The organism is Enterococcus sp. DIV0574 (assembly GCF_051711125.1).
Lineage (GTDB): Bacteria > Bacillota > Bacilli > Lactobacillales > Enterococcaceae > Enterococcus_D > Enterococcus_D gallinarum.
This window is the reverse complement of sequence record NZ_JBIOMA010000001.1, coordinates 2,867,996-2,888,098: the sequence shown is the minus strand read 5'-3', so window position 1 is coordinate 2,888,098 and position 20,103 is coordinate 2,867,996. Positions and strand designations below refer to the sequence as shown.

17 protein-coding genes and 1 pseudogene are annotated in these 20,103 nt (G+C 40.9%); 17 read left to right on the top strand and 1 reads right to left on the bottom strand.

What is annotated here, in order from left to right:
* Window positions 1–161 precede the first annotated feature (161 nt).
* The 3 genes from IGJ45_RS13835 (at window position 162) to IGJ45_RS13825 (ending at window position 4,216) form a co-directional block, all read left to right on the top strand.
* The gene (locus tag IGJ45_RS13835; protein ID WP_096710912.1) at window positions 162–2,069 is read left to right on the top strand and encodes a MucBP domain-containing protein; all 1,908 of its coding nucleotides are present in this window, start codon (window positions 162–164) and stop codon (window positions 2,067–2,069) included.
* Between the two features lie 365 nt (window positions 2,070–2,434).
* Window positions 2,435–3,301: an AraC family transcriptional regulator gene (locus tag IGJ45_RS13830; protein ID WP_029486347.1), complete on the top strand. Its 867-nt coding sequence runs from the start codon at window positions 2,435–2,437 to the stop codon at window positions 3,299–3,301.
* A 357-nt stretch (window positions 3,302–3,658) separates the two neighbouring features.
* Window positions 3,659–4,216, top strand: a complete 558-nt coding sequence (locus IGJ45_RS13825; RefSeq protein ID WP_003128291.1) for a hypothetical protein — start codon at window positions 3,659–3,661, stop codon at window positions 4,214–4,216.
* A gap of 85 nt (window positions 4,217–4,301) precedes the next feature.
* Here IGJ45_RS13825 and IGJ45_RS13820 read toward each other — a convergent pair whose 3' ends face one another.
* Entirely contained in the window at window positions 4,302–4,775 is a 474-nt protein-coding gene (locus IGJ45_RS13820) for a GNAT family N-acetyltransferase (RefSeq protein WP_029486348.1), read from the bottom strand.
* Between the two features lie 480 nt (window positions 4,776–5,255).
* Here IGJ45_RS13820 and IGJ45_RS13815 point away from each other — a divergent pair, with 480 nt between their 5' ends.
* The 14 genes and pseudogenes from IGJ45_RS13815 to IGJ45_RS13750 form a co-directional block, all read left to right on the top strand.
* A complete protein-coding gene (locus tag IGJ45_RS13815) occupies window positions 5,256–6,716 on the top strand; it encodes a HAMP domain-containing sensor histidine kinase (RefSeq protein ID WP_003128293.1) in 1,461 nt (486 codons plus the stop codon).
* 6 nt (window positions 6,717–6,722) lie between these two features.
* Window positions 6,723–7,421: a response regulator transcription factor gene (locus IGJ45_RS13810; protein WP_003128294.1), complete on the top strand. Its 699-nt coding sequence runs from the start codon at window positions 6,723–6,725 to the stop codon at window positions 7,419–7,421.
* Between the two features lie 288 nt (window positions 7,422–7,709).
* The gene (locus tag IGJ45_RS13805; RefSeq protein WP_029486349.1) at window positions 7,710–7,847 is read left to right on the top strand and encodes a teichoic acid D-Ala incorporation-associated protein DltX; all 138 of its coding nucleotides are present in this window, start codon (window positions 7,710–7,712) and stop codon (window positions 7,845–7,847) included.
* 11 nt (window positions 7,848–7,858) lie between these two features.
* Window positions 7,859–9,376, top strand: coding sequence for a D-alanine--poly(phosphoribitol) ligase subunit DltA (gene dltA / locus IGJ45_RS13800; protein WP_003128296.1), 1,518 nt, complete (start codon window positions 7,859–7,861; stop codon window positions 9,374–9,376).
* The gene (gene dltB / locus IGJ45_RS13795) at window positions 9,373–10,572 is read left to right on the top strand and encodes a D-alanyl-lipoteichoic acid biosynthesis protein DltB (RefSeq protein WP_003128298.1); all 1,200 of its coding nucleotides are present in this window, start codon (window positions 9,373–9,375) and stop codon (window positions 10,570–10,572) included. The genes dltA and dltB overlap by 4 nt, the downstream gene beginning before the upstream one ends.
* 14 nt (window positions 10,573–10,586) lie before the next feature.
* Window positions 10,587–10,829, top strand: a complete 243-nt coding sequence (dltC, locus tag IGJ45_RS13790; RefSeq protein ID WP_003128300.1) for a D-alanine--poly(phosphoribitol) ligase subunit DltC — start codon at window positions 10,587–10,589, stop codon at window positions 10,827–10,829.
* Window positions 10,826–12,100 carry a D-alanyl-lipoteichoic acid biosynthesis protein DltD gene (dltD, locus tag IGJ45_RS13785; protein ID WP_003128301.1) on the top strand — a complete coding sequence of 425 codons (1,275 nt, stop codon included), beginning with the start codon at window positions 10,826–10,828 and terminating at the stop codon, window positions 12,098–12,100. Before dltC ends, dltD begins: the two co-directional genes overlap by 4 nt.
* Before the next feature lie 45 nt (window positions 12,101–12,145).
* Window positions 12,146–13,408: a serine hydrolase domain-containing protein gene (locus IGJ45_RS13780; RefSeq protein WP_029486352.1), complete on the top strand. Its 1,263-nt coding sequence runs from the start codon at window positions 12,146–12,148 to the stop codon at window positions 13,406–13,408.
* Between the two features lie 263 nt (window positions 13,409–13,671).
* The gene (gene sufC, locus IGJ45_RS13775; RefSeq protein ID WP_003128303.1) at window positions 13,672–14,445 is read left to right on the top strand and encodes a Fe-S cluster assembly ATPase SufC; all 774 of its coding nucleotides are present in this window, start codon (window positions 13,672–13,674) and stop codon (window positions 14,443–14,445) included.
* Between the two features lie 13 nt (window positions 14,446–14,458).
* Window positions 14,459–15,778 carry a Fe-S cluster assembly protein SufD gene (gene sufD / locus IGJ45_RS13770; protein WP_003128304.1) on the top strand — a complete coding sequence of 440 codons (1,320 nt, stop codon included), beginning with the start codon at window positions 14,459–14,461 and terminating at the stop codon, window positions 15,776–15,778.
* Window positions 15,775–17,019: a cysteine desulfurase gene (locus IGJ45_RS13765; RefSeq protein ID WP_041120277.1), complete on the top strand. Its 1,245-nt coding sequence runs from the start codon at window positions 15,775–15,777 to the stop codon at window positions 17,017–17,019. The genes sufD and IGJ45_RS13765 overlap by 4 nt, the downstream gene beginning before the upstream one ends.
* On the top strand, window positions 16,997–17,485 hold the full coding sequence (sufU, locus tag IGJ45_RS13760; protein ID WP_003128306.1) for a Fe-S cluster assembly sulfur transfer protein SufU: 489 nt from the start codon (window positions 16,997–16,999) through the stop codon (window positions 17,483–17,485). The genes IGJ45_RS13765 and sufU overlap by 23 nt, the downstream gene beginning before the upstream one ends.
* Window positions 17,486–17,513: 28 nt before the next feature.
* A complete protein-coding gene (gene sufB / locus IGJ45_RS13755; RefSeq protein ID WP_005470231.1) occupies window positions 17,514–18,905 on the top strand; it encodes a Fe-S cluster assembly protein SufB in 1,392 nt (463 codons plus the stop codon).
* A gap of 412 nt (window positions 18,906–19,317) precedes the next feature.
* Window positions 19,318–19,879, top strand: a pseudogene (locus tag IGJ45_RS13750) (IS3 family transposase); the annotation flags it as partial.
* Window positions 19,880–20,103: the final 224 nt, after the last annotated feature.

The window sequence follows — 20,103 nt, the reverse complement described above, 5'->3', positions numbered from 1 at the left end:
CTTTACTATTTTCCATTTTAGGATTATTATTATTAAAATGAGAATATGGTTAAAAAAAGAAAAGGTAATGATTAGCAAAAAAGGAGATCAAAAATAAACGAAAAATATTTAGCTATGTATCTTTATTTGTCTTATTAAATTCACCACTGGCTACCCCCGTAGTGACAGTACTAGCAGCGGAGGGAAACGACTCTGTACAGTCTGACACCACCCAAGAAACTAGCAACGATTCAGTTGAGACTGTTACTGAATCTTCTACCTCTGAAAGTGTTACTTCTGATTCAAAGGAATCAAGTTCTGAGAGTGAAGCATCAACAACATCAACAGCATCAACAGTAGGTACAGAAGAATCATCGATTCCAGATACAAGTTCTGCCAAATCAAAGGAAAAATCAGCTAGAAGTTTGTTGCCATCAAATGCTCAACAGTTCGCAAATTCGTTGCCTGATAATCAAGCCAATACTGAGGATGTTTCTAGTTGGTTACCAGATCCTACATTACAGTCAATAGTGGCGAAGGCATTAGGAATCGAAGTATCAGAAATCACTAAAGAAAAAATCAGTAAAATGCAGACAATCTATATTTATTCGACTGATTCAGCTCTTGCTGATTTGTCCGGTTTGGAGTATGCCACAAGCCTGTCTTCCTTTTACATGAATGGAACCAATCAGATTTCTGATTTTTCGGTATTAACTAAGATAGATAGTTTAGTCTATGCTTATTTAATGGGAGCGAATGTTACAGATGACAATGTTCCTGATTTTGGGGACAATTTTACTCGATTGAACCTTTCTTCTGCTAATGTCACAGATGCTGTCTATCCGAAGATACTTGAAATGAAGAATTTAGAATCACTTACTTTTGAGTCGAATATGAATATTACTACGATTGCGCCATTGGCTACATTGCCGAATTTAAAGGAATTACGGATTCAATTTTGTGCGGTCAGCGATTTCACCGTTATCAACAATTTTCCTGTCTTAGAAAATCTGGCGGCTTATGGGCAGAATACAGGAAGAAGTGATGGAGTGACTACGATATCTGCTAAGGAGCTGAATTATGATGCTGCAACGCAGTCATTTTTTGTCCCGTTTTCGATCATGCCCAATCGACTAACAAATTTTGATGGCTATGTTCCACCTTTTTCAACATCCAATAGTCAAAGCCAAACGTATTTTGACTTAAACGGGGTTCAACTCCCTTCTTCTCAGCTATCTATTACAGATCAAGACGTCACTGTGTCTGATATAACCCCAGAAGAATTTGAAGGTATTCATACGATGAAATACAATTCACGTCTGAATAATCCAGCCGGGACATATGCACAACCAGATGGGTTTAGCTTCTACGCGATTTCTTCAGGTACCTATTTGCATCAATTTGCGATCAATCATCAAGAAGCAGCCGCAGATGTCACAGTAGAATATGTGGACACAGATGGAAATGAGATCCACGCACCACAAGTCATTACAGGGAATGTTGGAGATGACTACGACGCTACGACAGATGTATACAAACTAACGATCAATGGTTATACATTAGACACGAAACAGTTGCCAAAGAATGGCACTGGAGTAATGAGTGATCAAGCGCAAACCGTGACATATGTGTATACGAAGAATTCGGATAAAGGCAAAGATTCAGAAAGAGCGGCAGCTGTGACAGTTGTCTATGTTGACAAAGACGGCAAAGAAATTCATGCAGCGAAAACCATTCAAGGAAATATCGGTGATCACTATGATGCTACTACGAAAGAATATCAGTTGTCGATCAATGGTTATCATCTAGATGAGAGCCAATTACCAGAAAATCGGATCGGAAAGCTAGGGAAAGAGCCGCAAACCATCACATATGTATATACAAAAGATGCTTCTCCAGCAAAAACATCCACTTCAGAGCAAAAAAACAAGACATCAACATCTAAGAAAGAAAATACAAATTATCAAAAAGATTCAGAATCAAAAGCAAAATTACCACAAACCAATGACGTATCAAAAAGTTATTTAAACCTTATAGGAATTGGATTAGTCAGCTTTATTGAATTCTATTTAATAAAAAGACGAAAATAAAAGGTAGCAGTTCTTTTTGATTACGAGATGTCGATTCTTAAGTGGAGACAAGGATTGTTCATTAAGAACGATCGATGAGTAAACGACTAAATACCAAAACAAGGAGCCTATCTTCTTGTTTTGGTATTTTTGTGTGCGGTAGTCTTTAGGAATCAGTACATCGACAGCTCAAAAAAATAGATCTATTTACAAATACACTTTTTAAAACATAGAGAACGTTCATGCATTTAAAGGAATTTCTTGTTCTATGCTATACTTGGGGCATCAAAAAATACTTTTGACTAAAACCGATAAAACATGCAACGATAATACCGGGTGACGTTCTTTGAACTTTGTTATTGTGTAGGAGATGGGAGAGAAGACGAATGAATCCTTTAGAGAATATGAATCAGGCAATGGCCTATCTAGAAGAAAACTTGTTAGAAGAAATTGATTTTACACACATGGCTAAATTAGCTGGTTGTTCGGAATATCATTTTCGGCGGGTATTTTCCTATTTGGCGGGTATGTCTTTAAGCGAATATTTGCGATGCAGGAAATTGGTTTTGGCAGGAGACTTGTTGAAACAAGGAGCGAAAGTAATCGACACTGCAACGTTACTTGGCTATGATTCGTCGGATGCTTTTAGTAAAGCCTTTCGTGGGATGCATGGCATTTCTCCCTCACAAGCAAAACAGCTGGATGTTATTCTAAAAGCATTTCCACCAATGACTTTCCAGCTGACAATCAAAGGAGGTAACAAAATGGACTATCGGATCGTGCACAATGAACCTTTTCAAATCGTCGGTTTCAAAAAAAGGATCACGCTGCAGTATCAGGGAGAGAATCCGCAAATGACATCACTGTATGAAAAGCTGACGCCAGAGCGCATTATGGAACTCAAAAATCTGGCAAATATCCAGCCGCGAGGAATTATCAGTGTGTCGGCAAATTTTGTCGAACGAGAAGTGGAAGGAACAGCGCTTGATCAGTATGTCGGTGTAGCAACTACCCAAAAAGCATCAGAACCTTATGATGTGTTACAAGTGGAAGAATCTGATTGGGCAGTCTTTACAGTAGTAGGACCATTTCCAGAAGCAGTTCAAGAAACTTGGGCGCGTATTTACAGCGAATGGCTGGCAATGTCTGATTATCAATTAACTGGAGGACCCGAACTTTTGTGGCATGAAAGTTCCGATTTGTCTAAACCCGACTGCAAAAGCGAGCTATGGATTCCAGTCAGTAAAAGCTGATGATTGACGAATCAAACGTCACGAAAGAACGTGCAAAGTGAGGAATCAAAACAAGCCAAAAGAAGCACAGAAAGTTACTTCTGTGCTTCTTTTGTATATTCATTGAATAGGAGTTTGAGAAGAATCCATGATGTGGAATTTGTGAGAATAAGACGAGTGATGGTGCAAGAAACTTTGGGCGAAGCCCATTGCTCAAAATAAGTAAGCTAAAAAAATATATTCAAAATAAAAAATGTTATTGTATGTTTGAGAAGTAAGAAGTAGACTATTCTTAATAGTAGACTACTCTTAATGATAGAATGGCGCCTTTTATAGACAAACGTTTTTGAACAAGTATGCCAGGGAGGAGCTGGGTAAATGGACAAGCAAACGAGTAATCAATCATGGTTTTATAGTACATTTTCAAATGACATCCAAAAAATGTTACTCGATGGAAAGCGGGTAGCAGCACTGATTGAAATTGACGCCAAGGAATATCCTCAAGGGTTTGTCAAATGTTCAGCTGGAACGCCTAATTGCAAATGTATCATTGGAGAAGATACGATTGACATAATCAAGTTGGGGGAAAACCATTGTTTGTTTATGAAAAAGCAGGAACAGGAACTATTTCACATAAGAAGAGCAGACTTGGAATATCTTTATTTAGAGATAAGAAGATTAGGAGCTGCGACTAATGGGTACCATTTCTTATTTTTAGATTTGAAAAGCAAGATAAATCCGAACCCGCTAAAATTTGCTATCAATTCTTTGAAACCATTTTTGCTGCTGTGGAATCATCCAGCTTTTGCAGCAATTGAAAAAAGGATAGACGATCGCTTAACTCCTTTACTAAATTGCAATGATTCAGATAGGATCCCTGACGAAATCAAAAGTAATAGAATCGATATTCCTTTAGTGACTGATCGAATAGAATAGAGACAGATTCAAATTAGTCCAAGTGTCAGGTGAAACCCGACTATCGCATTTTCATTGAAACAAGCAAAAAGACTGCGAAGAACCTTTAGAAAGGTTCTGTCGCAGTCGTTTTCTTGTATACCATAATCAGTTCACCATTTTCTGGATCTATGTGGTGGGTATGCCTAAAGCCAAAAGCGGTATAAAACGAAAAGATCGTTTTGTTCTCTTTGTGGGCACTTAAATAGATTTTTTCCACTGTCCAATGGCAGAAAAGATAGTCTAGGAGCAACGGCATAAATTTCTTGCCTAAGCCTAATTTTTGCCAATGCTGATCGATCATCAAGCGATCCAACCAAATACTTTGTTCTTGTTCGTTATAGGCACCGACCATTGCAAAGCCGACAATGGTTTCTTCTTTGTACAAAGCAAGCGGGACCCAATGCAAAGAAGTATCATATGCAGCTTCCAGCAAGGAGGTGGTGTTGTCTTCAATAAAAGTATGTTGGGATTCTGATACTTTTAAGGCAGCAATTGTACGCCAAGTAGACTGGGACACTTCTTCAATTCTGACTGTCATAGTGTATGTCCTTTCTTCCATTTTTTTTAGTATAACGAAAGCTGTCTCAAAGAACAAATACAGTTGCCGCAATTAGCAGCTAGTCTTGCGTTAGGGGGAGAAGCCGGGCTGTACTTTTCGTATTTAATTTACTTTTTAGCAATAGTTTACTTTTTGTTTACTATTTCCTGTTACTATAGTATTGGCTCAGTTTTTATTATTCTGATAATCAAATTTTATTTTCTTTATTTAAAAAGGTAAGAAATCGGATCATTGCGTGTGCAAGGAAGAAAGAATTCACTCTTTCACAACTGACTGAAGGCATCGGTTGAAGTACCTATAAGTATGGGCTAAAATCGAAAAAAATAGACAGCACCTCCTTTCAATAAGAGGCGGATCACGTCGTGAAAACAGGCGATCCCAATTTTTTCAAAGAGAACACTTTAAATGATGGCTGCATAACTATGTTGAATCATCGCTATCAAAGAGAAGAGGAAAAGAATGACTATCAAGCAGCGTTTATTTATATCGCATATATTGATGATTATTGTCCCAGTTTTATTGAGCTTATTAGCTTCAGTGATTGCTTTTTTAATGGTCTGGCGTTATTTCTGGGGGCTAGATGAAGGAGCCATGATCAAGAATACCGAATTTCGTGCCCAGTATGCGACGGTTGAAAGTCTGGTGATCAAATGGGATACGGAGAAGACGACAGATGCAGAAGTAGTCGCCGACATGCAACATTTCAAAAAGACCAATCATAGCAAAAATATTGCATTGCTGGTTTATCGCGGCGACAAGCTAATTTCGTCTGTAGGGGAAGTAACAGATCAAAAAATGAAAGAAACTGCTCTTAAAGAAGAGGGAGAACATAGTTACTTAAAAGATCAAACCTTTCTTACGACATTTGATACCAGCAACTACAAGATTATCTTGATCAATTCAAATTATTACAATGATTTGTATTATCAAGATCCATTATGGGATCGCGATTACAAAGCGATGTTGTCTCGGATCATCGTGTTAGTCGTGATTTTGATTTTGTCGATTATTTTTATTACTAGCCGTGTTCTGACGCGATATCTCACAAGAAGTATTACCGATCCTTTGGAATTATTGACTGTAGGTTTCTATAAAATCAGAGAAGGAGATCTGCAATATCAGATCCAGTATACGAAGCAAGATGAATTTTTACCGGTCTCAAAAGACTTCAACGGTATGGCACGTCAGCTGAAAGAAATGATGGATAATCAAAACAAACTGGAAACCAATCGTCGAGAATTGATCGCGGGTATTTCCCATGATCTGCGAACCCCACTGACTTCGATCAAAGCCTATGTCGAAGGATTAGAGAAGGGGATCGCTAATACACCTGCCATGCGGACCAAATATTTTACGATTGTAAAAAAGAAGATCGATGATTTGGACCAAGTGATTGCACAGCTTTTCTTGTTTTCTAAGTTGGATACCGGTGAATTTCCTTTCAATCTAGTGACAACTACTAGTAAAAAACTGATCGATGAATACATCGGCTTTATCCAGCAGGAATACGAATTGAATGGATTGACGATTCTATTGGAACCGACGGATCAAAACGTTTCGCTAGAAGTGGATCCAGTTCAGTTTCGTACAGTCTTAACAAATCTATTTGAAAATGCCCGCAAGTATGTGGATCGCAACGATAAACAAGTGGTCGTCTCTTATGAAGTAGTTGAGGAACAGTTTATCTTGTCGATCATTGATAACGGCAGCGGTGTTTCGGAAGAGAATTTGGAAGACTTGTTTGAACTTTTCTATCGCGATGACCGCTCAAGAACCAACCCGAGCAAAGGCAATGGCTTAGGCTTAGCGATTTCGAAGAAAATCATTGAAGGATTCAATGGAACGATTCAAGCGTACAACCATCCAGCAGGGGGATTAGCGATCGTTATCACCCTCCCAGTTAAATCAAAAAGGAAGTGATCGAAGTTGAGTGTACGAGTATTAATTATTGAAGACGATGAAGATATTTCAATGATCGAAAAAGATTTTTTAGAAATGGAAGGGTATGAAGTCCATATCGTTAACGACGGTTGTGTGGGCTATCATGAAGCATTGACGGAGAAATACCAATTGATCCTATTGGATGTGATGCTGCCAGGAATGGATGGACATGAGATTTGTCGAAACATTCGCGATAAAGTCGATATTCCAATCATTATGGTCACGGCCAAGTCAGAAGAATTAGAAAAGCTGCGAGGTTTAGGTATAGGTGCGGATGATTATATTTCGAAACCTTTTTCGCCAACCGAACTTGTCGCTCGGGTCAAAGCGAACATTGCACAATACAATCGGATCAAGCGCGGACAACAGACAGAAACTGTATCTAGTGAAATCGAATTAGGCGGTATCCGAATCAATTCACAAACGCATCGGGTTTACGTGGATGGAATCGAAGTTGACTGCAAACATCGAGAGTATGAGTTATTGCTCTTTTTGATGGAAAATCCAGAGATCGTCTTCAGCAAAGAACAACTCTATGAAAAAATCTGGGGGATGGAAGCACTAGGCAACATCCGAACCGTCGCCGTCCATATCAATCGTTTAAGAGAAAAAGTCGAGGAAGATCCCACCAATCCACAATATATTCAAACCGTCTGGGGAGCAGGGTATCGCTTTAAGGCGTAACATTGCAGCAAAGTGGTTAGTTGCTGCCAAAAAATATAGCAGCAAGAATCTTTTTTCAGCATAGGTGCTGTTTAAAGAGATTCTTGCTTTTTTTATGAAGAGATGACAATTTTGTTCGTGAAAGCCATTTTGTATTACAAAAATGTAAGTAGATTAAAAAAAAACTAATAAATGAAATAAAAAGTTTATCGCCAGTTTATAAATTGTTTAACATTTCAAGGTCAATTATTTACTCCTTCATTCTAGAATCAATATAGCAAGAAAAGGAGGGATTTGGTGAAACAACGAATCAAAAATGAACATGTGCGTCAAGCACTCTTCTTTGCAGGCAAAACCCTTTTTTATTTCTGTATCATTTTGATGCTGATTTATCTTTATCATTATAAAAACGTGCAAGGTGGCACCTTTATCTATAATGAATTTTAGGAGGAATGTTCATGAACGTGGTAAATATTGTGCAAGCCATTGAAGAATGGGCACAAAAGGATCCAGAGAGGATTGCCTACCGAGAAGATGACCTAACATATACTTATGGACAATTAGCAGCTCGATCCGACCAATTAGCTGCCTATCTCGAGGAAACTCTGGAAACTCGCGGACCGATCGTGGTTTATGGCGAGTTAGAATTTGACATGCTAACAGCCTTTTTGGCAGCTTCCAAAACAGGTCGGGCATATATTCCGATTGAAAGTACCACGCCAAAAGAGCGTATTGAATTGATCCTCTCTGTGGTTACGCCAGATTTGATCATTAGCGTAGCTGACTGGCAAGGTCCGGAAACAATGATTCCAATGCTAGAAATAAATCAATTGGAAGAAATCTATCAAAGTGGGCGCAATTTAGGCACTACAAAAGTACTAGGGAAGGATGATATTTACTACATCATCTTCACATCAGGAACGACCGGCATCCCTAAAGGAGTTCAGATTAGTCATGGAAATTTATTGAGTTTCGTGCAATGGACATTGAAGGATTTTTCTTTACGCGAAGGGATGCATTATTTGGCACAGGCACCGTATTCCTTTGATCTCTCTGTCATGGGGTTATATCCAGCATTGACTTCTGGCGGCTGTTTGGTGCCTTTAAAAAAGGCGGTCATTAATGACTTCAAAACATTGTTTGGAACCTTGCCGCAATTGGCTATCAATGTTTGGATCTCGACACCTTCATTTATGAAACTATGTTTGATGGAAGAGACCTTTGACGGGATGCACGTTCCTCAGTTGGAACGTTTCTTATTCTGTGGGGAAGAACTACCAAAAAAAACCGCTCACGCACTGCTGGAACGTTTTCCAAATGCAAAAATCTACAATACCTATGGACCTACTGAAGCGACTGTTGCCGTATCCGGAGTGCAAATCACTGAAGAATTACTGGAGCAATATGATCGAGTGCCAATTGGGTATGTGAAAGAAGATTCGACGGTTTTCTTTATGGAAGAAGATCAACTAGTTCCTAAAGGGCAAGTAGGTGAGATCATCATTAGTGGTCCTAGCGTGTCAAAAGGGTATCTGAACAATCCCGAGAAAACAAAAGAGGCATTTTTTGTCCATGAAGGGCAACCAGCGTATCGAACCGGCGATAGTGGCAGAATGACGGAAGATGGTTTGTTGCATTATGAAGGGCGTCTTGATTTTCAAGTGAAGTTCCATGGGTATCGAATGGAATTAGAAGAGATCGACCATCATTTAAGCAATAGTTCGTGGGTCAAACAAGCCGTCGTAGTCCCTAAATATCAAGAAAAGAAAGTGGAACAGCTGATTGCTTATGTCGTTCCCGAAACGCACCCATTCGAGAAAGAGTTCCAACTGACAAAAGCCATCAAATCTTCACTGAGTGAAACAGTGATGGAGTATATGATTCCGCAGCGATTTATCTATGTTGAGCAGTTGCCTCATACGGCAAATGGCAAAATCGACCGCAAATGGCTGACAAATGAGGTGAATCCTTCATGAACCTGCAGCATATGATTCCTTATGCAAATCCCACCTATTTCATTTGGCTAATGGTAGGATTGCTTCCGATGATGCTTGTGCTGCTGTTCAAACAAAAGCGTTGGCAATGGTATCAAACGTTACTCACACTAGTGGTATTGTACGTAAGTTTTGGTGGTGAATATTGGCAACAGGGGCTAGCGCTGATCGGATACGTCGTGTATCAGACATTACTCGTCTATGGCTATTATCAGCATCGTCAACGAGCAAATACTTCAGGCGTCTTTTATGGTGCAGTGGTAGCAGCGATTTTACCATTGGCATTGAGCAAAGTCACCCCTTTCTTTGTTGGACATGCCTCATTGATTTATTTCTTGGGTATCTCTTATCTGACCTTTAAATCAGTGCAAATGATCATGGAGATACGGGATGGACTGATCAAAGAATACCATCCTTGGCGTTATATCCAGTTTCTACTATACTTTCCAACGATTTCTTCGGGTCCGATCGATCGGTATCGCCGCTTTGAGAAGGATCTGCTGAATCCGCCGACAAAAGAAGTGTATCTCGATTATTTAAACAAAGGAGTCGCCAAAATCATGCTAGGGCTCCTGTATAAGTTCATTCTTGGTTATTATCTCGGTCAAGTATTACTGCCGATCGTAACCAAAGAAGCCCTGCAAAATGGCTTGTTCTCTTGGGGAATGCTGAGTTATATGTATGTTTATAGTATGTATCTGTTCTTTGATTTTGCTGGCTATAGTTTGTTTGCGATTGGTGTCAGCAACTTCATGGGTTATGATACACCAGCTAACTTCAATAAACCTTTTCTGGCGCCTAATATCAAAGAATTCTGGAATCGTTGGCACATGAGTCTGTCTTTTTGGTTCCGAGACTATGTGTACATGCGTTTAATGTTCACACTGATCAAGAAGAAAGTTTTCAAAAGCCGTATCGTCGCATCCAATGTCGGCTATTTTGCCCTCTTTTTGTTAATGGGCATTTGGCATGGACTTACCTGGTATTACATTTTATACGGGGTATATCATGCGACATTGATTTGCGGAAATGATGCGTGGATCCGTTGGAAGAAAAAACAAGGAAATCTGCCATCGAACAACCTAACCAAAGCGGTGTCCACTGTATTGACCTTCCAAGCAGTTTGCTTTAGTTTTCTGATTTTCTCAGGAATCTTGGACAAATTATTCGTTAAATAAAAGGAGAAAAGAATATGACAACCAAAGAAGCAGTATTAGACATTTTAGAATCAGTTACAGGAAGTGATGAAGTAAAAGAAAACGAAACAATCGATCTTTTTGGTGAAGGATTATTAGATTCATTAGGATCTGTTCAATTGCTGGTTGAACTAGAAGGGCAGTTAGGAATTGAATTTCCCGTATCGGAATTTGACCGGGCAGAGTGGAATACACCAGCAAAAATCATTGAGAAAGTCGACACGCTGCAAAGCCGATGATGAAAAAACGACTACTCACGGCTTTTGGACCGCTTCTTTGTGTGGGGATTCTTGTCGGGGTACTCTTCCTTGGCCCTTGGAAGATCAATAGCCACGATCCGAAAGTCATCGCTCAAGCGGCGACGGCAATGAATGATGTGGTGTTTCGCGGGGATCGTATCAAAAATGAGGCAATAGCAACAGGAAAATATGTCCCATTTTTTGGCTCATCCGAATTAAACCGTGTGAGTGCCACCCATCCTTCCGTATTGTCGCAGAAATATCAACGTTCTTATACGCCATTTTTGATTGGTGCACCTGGCACCCAGTCGCTGACCCAGTACGCCATCATTCAATCAATGGCGAAAGAATTAGCAGGGAAAAAAGCAGTCTTCATCGTTTCCCCTCAATGGTTCGTTCCTAAAGGGTTGAAAGGAGACTATTTCAACCATCATTATTCCGAACAGCATGTGTACGATTGGCTCTCTTCGTTAAAGAAAGTCTCTGACACCGATCAATACTATGCCGAACGTCTCTTAGACTATTCGAAAGTGAAAGAAAATAGCTTGACGGAACAAGTCTTGAATGAAGTGAAATCCGGTAAGATACCGACTGATTGGCAGAAAAAACAGATTGATCTGCAACGATCTATTTTGAAACGGGAAGATGAGCTTTTTAGTGGTCTTGGGTTGGGGCACAACTTGACTGACAAAATCACTGCTGCTGCAAAGAAATTACCTTCTACCTATAATCTCGCTCAAATAGAACAAGTAGCCGATAATGAAGGAAAAGCAGAAACGACTAATAATTCTTTAGGGATCAAGAATTCTTTTTACCAACATAATCTGCAAAGCCGCATAGATAAAATGAAAGGCTCTCAAAAGAAATGGGATTATCGTTTTGGACCAGAATATAGCGACTTTCAACTAGTACTGACAGAATTTGCTCGCAACAATGTGGATGTCTTATTTGTGATTCCGCCCATCAATCAGAAGTGGATGGATTATACCGGCTTGCCGCAAGAGGTGTTGTCCGGTTTTGACAAAAAGATCCGCTACCAGTTAAGAAGCCAGGGCTTCATGAATATCGCTGATTTATCAACGAAGGGCAATCAACCCTATTTCATGGAAGATACGATTCACTTAGGCTGGCGTGGCTGGTTGGCAGCAGATGAATACATTCAGCCATTCTTGGATTCCAAGGTCAAAGAAAAACCGTTGTATGAAATCAACCATTATTTTCTCTCCAAAAATTGGCAGCAAGAGGCACCAAAAGATATTCAGGGGAAATGAAAAAGGAGGACTGTTGGAGAATAGGAATGCTGGAGGCTTCATTCAATGAGTAGACATACGAAAAGACATGCAAAAAGACGCTCAAAAAGGCGCTCAAAAAGAAACGTTCAAAAACTATTGCTTGGGATTGATATCCTGGTAATCATTTGTGGTCTCATTGGCATCTACTACTTGTTTTTGCCAACGGAACCAACGGCTGCTTCTGATCATTACAGTGAGCAAGTCGCACATTCCAGTACTGCCAGCAGCTCCTCCTCCAAAAAGGAGCAACCCGCAAACAAGAAACAGGACTTGTTGGATGCGGGGAACTATGACAATCTCATTAGTGACCAAGAAGTCGTCACAGCCGAAGGAGCCAGCTACGATCAGAAAATTCTTTCCAGTGGTTTTATTGGAAGTGCATTGGTTGTAAAAAACGGGAAAGTCCTGCTGCACAAAGGGTACGGATATGCTGACAAAGCAGCTGATGTCAAAAACACCCCGGCAACATTATTCAATATTGGCTCGATGCAAAAAGGATTGACGGCGGTCTTGATCATGCGGGCAATTAAGGAAGGGAAACTATCCTTGACGGATACATTAGCGCGCTTTTATCCGTATATTCCAGGCGCTGCCAAGATTACGATTCAGCAAATGCTGCAGATGGCTTCCGGACTCAAACTTTCAGAAAATCCGCAAGGGCTGGAAGACGTGCAACAGATCCTCGACTGGGATGCCACCCATGCTGTCTTATCCGGAACCCAAGGAACATTCAAATATAGTCCCATCAACTACAATTTACTGGCAGGTATTTTGACAAAAGTATCAGGAAAAAGTTATGATGCGTTGTTAACGGATTTTTTTATCAATAAGAATGGGTTGAAACAATCTTTCTTGTATAAAGCCTTTTTACAGCAGGATCATCCTACGGTCAATTACAAAACGGATGGCGAAGCAGATCCTTACGGGAACCCTAACAATATTTCCTCAGCCAACTTGGCAGCTGAGGTAGGAACTGGAAATCTCTATATGTCAGTTGGCGACTTGTATCGCTATTATGATTTATTATTGAATGGGAAACTGCTGGATAAAGCTTCACTGAAGCAAATGTGGCAACCAGCCGCTGGCGGGTCCTATGCCGCAGGTTTTTATGACAAAGGGACTTATTTTCGGGCTCATGGTGGTAAAGGAGGATTCGAATCGTTTGGGTTGTTTTCTAAAGACAACAAAACCAGCGTGATCCTACTATCCAATCGTGGACGTAAAAGCGACACAGAATTAATGAATCAACTCTATCATCCGCTTGCAAATGTTGATGCTTCTTTTTGATTGCATCATTTTGCTCGTGCAAGCTTAGAGTTTTCAAGTAGGACACCCTCTGTTCCTAAAGACAAAAGCACATGCTTTCGTCGGGGCTGAGGGTGTCTTTTTTTAGTTTCTTTCAAAGGGGATCCTCACAGCAGTTTGTAATGATTCCAATGTATCTCTAGGGGCTAGATTAGAAGAATTTTAAAAAAGTAGGCAATTGCGTTTGAACTTCATTCTCAATTAGTCTAAAATAGTGAGAAAGAAAAGATACTGGAGGGAACAGAATGTCAGTTTTAGAAATCAAAAACCTGCATGTCCAAATTGAAGATAAAAAGATCTTAAAAGGTGTTGATCTTGTTTTAAAAACCGGTGAGATCCATGCCATCATGGGACCTAATGGGACAGGAAAATCTACCTTATCTGCAGCAATTATGGGAAACCCGAATTATGAAGTCACTGAAGGAGAAATCTTGTTCGATGGGGAAAATGTGCTGGAAATGGAAGTGGATGAGCGAGCACGTTTAGGTTTGTTCTTGGCGATGCAATACCCTAGTGAAATTCCAGGAATCACAAATGCTGAATTCATGCGAGCTGCTATCAACGCTAAACGGGATGAAGAGGACAAAATCTCTGTCATGGATTTTCTAAAGAAATTAGATCAAAAAATGGATCTATTGAACATGCCAGAAGAAATGGCAGAACGCTATTTGAATGAAGGTTTCTCTGGCGGGGAAAAGAAACGGAACGAAATCTTGCAATTATTGATGCTAGAACCAACATTTGCGATTTTAGATGAAATCGACTCTGGATTAGACATTGATGCCTTGAAAGTCGTCGCTAAAGGGGTCAATGAAATGCGCGGGGAAGGCTTTGGCGCGCTCATCATTACACACTATCAACGGTTGTTGAATTATATCACTCCTGACGTGGTACATATCATGATGGAAGGTCGCGTGGTAATGACGGGATCTGCTGATTTAGCGAAACGCCTGGAAGCTGAAGGCTATGCTGGAATCAGTAAAGAATTAGGGATCGACTACAAAGAAGAAGAAGCATAAGGAGGCAAGGCAAATGGCAAAATTACAGGATTATCTTGACCAAGTCAACGTGTTTTCAGCGTTGAAAGAAGAACCTGAATGGATGTTGGAACTCCGCCAAGCAGCCCTTGCAAAAGTGGATGAACTCCCGTTTCCAAAAATTGAACGGGTCCGTTATGAACGCTGGCCTTTGTTTAATATCAATGAAGCAGCACTTGTCGGTGAACAAGAATTCTCTGGCGTGATTGATCCAGCGGCAGCAGGATTGGGGGCAGTTCCATCCTTTGATGCAATGGATAGCCATCCAACGGTTGTTCAGTTTGATGAAACAACGGTCTTTGAACAATTACCGCAACATCTAGTGGATCAAGGTGTCATTTTTACGGACTTGTTTACCGCAATGAGAGAAGTACCAGAACTCGTCAATCAATACTATATGACTAAAGCAGTCCCAATGGATGAAGACAAAATGACTGCGGCCCATGCGGCATTTATGAATAGTGGTTTATTTTTATATGTACCCAAGAATGTCATCATTGAAGAACCACTAGAAGCAATCTTCTATCATAATGGCAATAGCCAAGCGCATTTCTTCAAGCATGTCTTGATCGTAGCAGATGAGCACAGTGAATTCAGCTACTTGGAACGTTTCCAAACCAAAGGGGATCAAGCCAAAAAGTTATCTGGAAATATTGTTGTAGAAGTGATCGCCAAAGCAGGGGCTAAAGTCAAATTCTCAGCTATTGATCAATTGGGGGTCAATATCACTACCTATATGAATCGACGAGGCTATGTCTTACGAGACGCTATGGTTGATTGGGCGATTGGTGTCATGAATGACGGCGATGTGATTGCTGACTTTGATTCAGACCTCGTTGGCGAAGGCGCCCATTCTGAAGTAAAAGCTGTTGCTATCAGTGCCGGTCGGCAAACACAAGGGATCGATACGCGAGTGACAAATAAAGCACCACATTCGATCGGCCACATTTTGCAACATGGTGTCATTAGAGAACGCGGCGTCTTGACCTTCAACGGTATCGGACATATTTTAAAAGGAGCCAAAGGTGCCGATGCCCAACAAGAAAGTCGGGTCTTAATGTTGTCTGACCAAGCTCGTGGCGATGCCAATCCGATTCTATTGATTGACGAACATGAAGTTACGGCAGGACATGCTGCCAGTGTGGGTCGTGTCGATCCAGAAGAAATGTACTACTTGATGAGTCGCGGCTTGCGCAAGGAAGAAGCAGAACGCTTAGTGATTCGCGGATTTCTGGGATCTGTCTTAACAGCCATTCCTGTGAAAGAAGTGCAACAAGAACTGGTGGCTGTTATTGAAGGGAAGTTACTTGCATGATCGATGCCCAAAAAGTGAAACAAGCGTTTCCTATCTTGGATCAAGTCGTCAATGATGAGCCATTAGTCTATCTTGATAATGCTGCCACCACCCAAAAGCCGGAAGCCGTTTTGAAGACGATCGCTGCCTATTATCATCAAGACAATGCCAACGTTCACCGTGGCGTTCATACATTGGCGGAACGGGCGACCCATTCTTATGAAGCCGCGCGGGAAAAAGTTCGCCATTTTATTCAGGCCAAAGAAACCGCCGAAGTGTTGTTCACTCGTGGTACGACGACAAGCCTGAATTGGGTAGCCCGCAGTTTTGGGGATCAATTTGTCAATGAAGGTGATGAGATCGTGATCTCTTACATGGAGCACCATTCCAATATCATCCCATGGCAACAACTGGCAAAACGCAAGAAAGCGATTCTGAAATATATCCAATTGACGCCAGAAGGTATCCTTGACATGGATGATGCACGTCAACAGATCACGGATAAAACAGCGGTGGTTGCCATTGCTCATGTCTCAAATGTTCTTGGTGTGATCAATCCAATTGCTGAGTTAACGCAACTAGCCCATCAACACCAAGCCGTGATAGTAGTAGATGGCGCCCAAGCAGTTCCCCATATGTCAGTTGATGTCCAATCATTAGATTGTGACTTCTATGCTTTTTCTGGTCATAAAATGTGCGGCCCGACCGGCATTGGTGTCTTATATGGCAAACGTTATTGGTTAGATCAGATGGAGCCAGTGGAATTTGGCGGCGAAATGATTGATTTCGTTCATCTTCAAGAAAGCACGTGGAAAGAATTGCCATGGAAGTTTGAAGCAGGTACTCCAAACATAGCTGGCGCCATCGGGCTAGGGGCAGCGGTAGATTACTTGAGTGAACTTGGGTTAGCGGCCATCCATCAACACGAGGCTGAACTGGTCGCTTATGTTTTGCCAAAATTGCAAGCCATTGATGGACTGACGATTTATGGTCCACAAGAAGCAGCCAAACGAACAGGTGTCATCGCTTTTAACATCGACGGGATTCATCCCCATGATGTAGCGACTGCATTAGACATGGAAGGTGTCGCTGTCCGTGCCGGTCATCATTGTGCACAACCCCTCTTAAACTATTTGCACGTACCGGCAACTGCACGTGCCAGCTTTTACCTGTATAATACAAGAGAGGACGCCGATCGATTGGTTGACGCCATCAAGTTAACAAAGGAGTTTTTCCAACATGGCATTAACGAAATTAGATAATTTATACCGACAAGTCATATTAGATCATTCCAGTCACCCCCATCATCGCGGAACACTAGGAGATTCTACCTATAAAGTTGAATTGAATAATCCCACTTGTGGCGATGTGATTCATTTAGAACTCGCCGTTGAAGGGGAGACCATCAAAGACGTGGCATTTACCGGTGAAGGCTGTTCTATCAGCACTGCCAGTGCTTCAATGATGGGAGATGCAGTGATCGGCAAAACATTGACCGAAGCTGGAGAATTGTCAGGTTTATTTTCTGAATTGGTCCAAGGTCATACTGTTTCTGACAGTGACCGTCTAGGTGATGCTTCAATGCTAGGAGGAGTGGCTAAGTTTCCCGCGCGGATCAAATGTGCCACCCTTGCATGGAAAGCATTGGAAAAAGCGATCGCCGACGATACCCAACAATCAGATGTGGAACACAGACACTCGGAAACCGATGAGCATCAAGTAGAGTAGATTGCAGCAAAACAAAGGAGTGAGAACCATGGGTGTACCCGAATTAGAAGAATATAAATTTGGCTTCCACGATGACGTGCAGCCCGTATTTAGTACCGGTGAAGGCTTGACCGAAGACATCGTCCGTGAAATCTCACGGGTCAAACAAGAACCAGAATGGATGTTGGAATTCCGATTGAAGTCATTAGAAGCCTTCAACAAAATGCCCATGCAAAACTGGGGACCGGATCTGTCCGACATCGATTTCGATGCCATCAAATATTATCAAAAACCTAGCGACAGCCCAGCTCGAGACTGGGATGATGTACCAGAAAAAATCAAAGAAACCTTTGAACGAATCGGAATTCCCGAAGCAGAACGTGCCTATTTAGCCGGGGCTTCGGCACAGTATGAATCAGAAGTCGTTTACCATAACATGAAAGAAGAGTTTGAAAAGTTAGGCATCATCTTTACCGATACCGATTCAGCCTTGAAAGAATACCCAGAGATCTTCAAGCAATACTTTTCAAAATTAGTACCGCCAACCGATAACAAATTGGCTGCACTGAACTCAGCTGTTTGGTCCGGTGGAACCTTTATCTATGTACCAAAAGGCGTCCGCGTTGACGTACCGCTGCAAACCTATTTCCGGATCAATGCCGAAAACACCGGTCAGTTCGAACGAACATTGATTATCGTTGATGAAGGTGCCAGCGTCCACTATGTGGAAGGCTGTACCGCACCAACCTATTCCAGTAATAGTTTGCATGCAGCTATCGTCGAAATTTTCACCTTGAAAGATGCCTACTGCCGTTATACAACCATCCAAAACTGGTCCGACAATGTCTATAACCTCGTAACCAAACGAGCAAAAGCATTGGAAGGTGCCACAGTCGAATGGATCGACGGCAACTTAGGTGCCAAAACAACCATGAAATATCCAAGTGTCTATCTCGATGGCAAAGGCGCCCGCGGTACGATGCTCTCCATTGCATTTGCCGGTGCGAACCAAATCCAAGATACAGGTGCTAAAATGATCCACAACGCACCAAACACTTCCAGCTCCATCGTCTCGAAATCTATTTCAAAAGACGGCGGCGCCGTAAACTATCGTGGACAAGTCACCTTCGGCAAGAAGAGCGCAGGCTCTATCTCTCACATCGAATGTGACACTATCATCATGGATGATCTATCGAAATCCGATACCATTCCATTCAATGAAATCCACAACAGCCAAGTATCATTAGAACACGAAGCAAAAGTCTCAAAAATCTCAGAAGAACAACTCTACTACCTCATGAGCCGCGGCCTATCCGAAAGCGAAGCCACCGAAATGATCGTCATGGGCTTCGTCGAACCATTCACCAAAGAACTACCAATGGAATACGCCGTCGAGCTAAACCGATTGATAAGTTATGAGATGGAAGGGTCTGTGGGGTAATAGAATTGTTTAAGCTAGAAATGCCTATTTGAAGGCGTTTCTGGCTTTTTTTGTTTGGGTGTGTAGAAAGTAACATCAAAATTAACACCAATGAGAAATGGATAGTTAGATTGTTATGGTAAAAATAATCTAAGTAATGAAAACCTTTCAGAGGAAAACGAAAATGTATAGGGGAAATAAAGATAAGATACTTTTTTTAAGATTGAAAATATAAAATATCATTGTTCTTATGCTGCTATCATTTGGAAATTAAGCTATCCGTCCGTTGGTGCACTACGTCAATGGTATAATGAATATTTGTTATCTGGGAAGCTTCATCATAATCACCGGAAAAATCAAAGTATTCTGAAGAACAAAAACGAATAGCCGTGGATTATTATTTTGAATATGGCCAATATTACGCACGAACCATTCTTATGCTCAGAAGATTTCTCCTGTACAACCAAATCTAATGAATCGTAACTTCAAAGCAAAAAAACCAAATGAAAAATAGTTAATAGATATTACTGAGTTTAAAATTCTTAAAGGGAAAATCTATTTGTTCCCGCTTGTCGATTGCTACGATGGAGCTTTTATTAGTTGGACCATTGAAACAAATCCTGACGCAGAATTAGTGAGTACTATGCTATATTGTGGACGAGCTGAGCTCTACCCTTCAAGGTCAAGAGCGTCCAATCATTCATTCTGAACGTGGGGCTCATTATCGATGACCAGATTGGATCGAGCGAATGAACAAAGCAAACTTGACTCGCTCCATGTCTAAAAAGGGGTGCTCACCAGATAACTTAGTGTATGAAGGTTTCTTTGGACGATTAAAAAACGAGGTGTTTTATCAACGTGACTGGAAAAACACAACAATCAATCAGTTTATAAACCAATTGGATAACTATATCCACTGGTATAATCATAAACGGATCAAGTTAACTTTAGGAGGACTAAGTCCTCTTCAATATCGGAAGAAACAAAGATGTATTTTTAAAAATGGTCCAGAAAAACATCCGCACCCCCAAACCCACAATTTTAAACTGCCCTTGACAGGAGATGATGGAGTCTCTAAATCACTATATTTTTAACTAGTGATACCGATATAGATATATATCTGTAATAAACAAAAAAATGAAAGCGCTATTGACAAGTTCGTATAGACAATGATACCATTATAGAGTAAACGTTTACGTTGTTTTGTTAGTAGTATTTT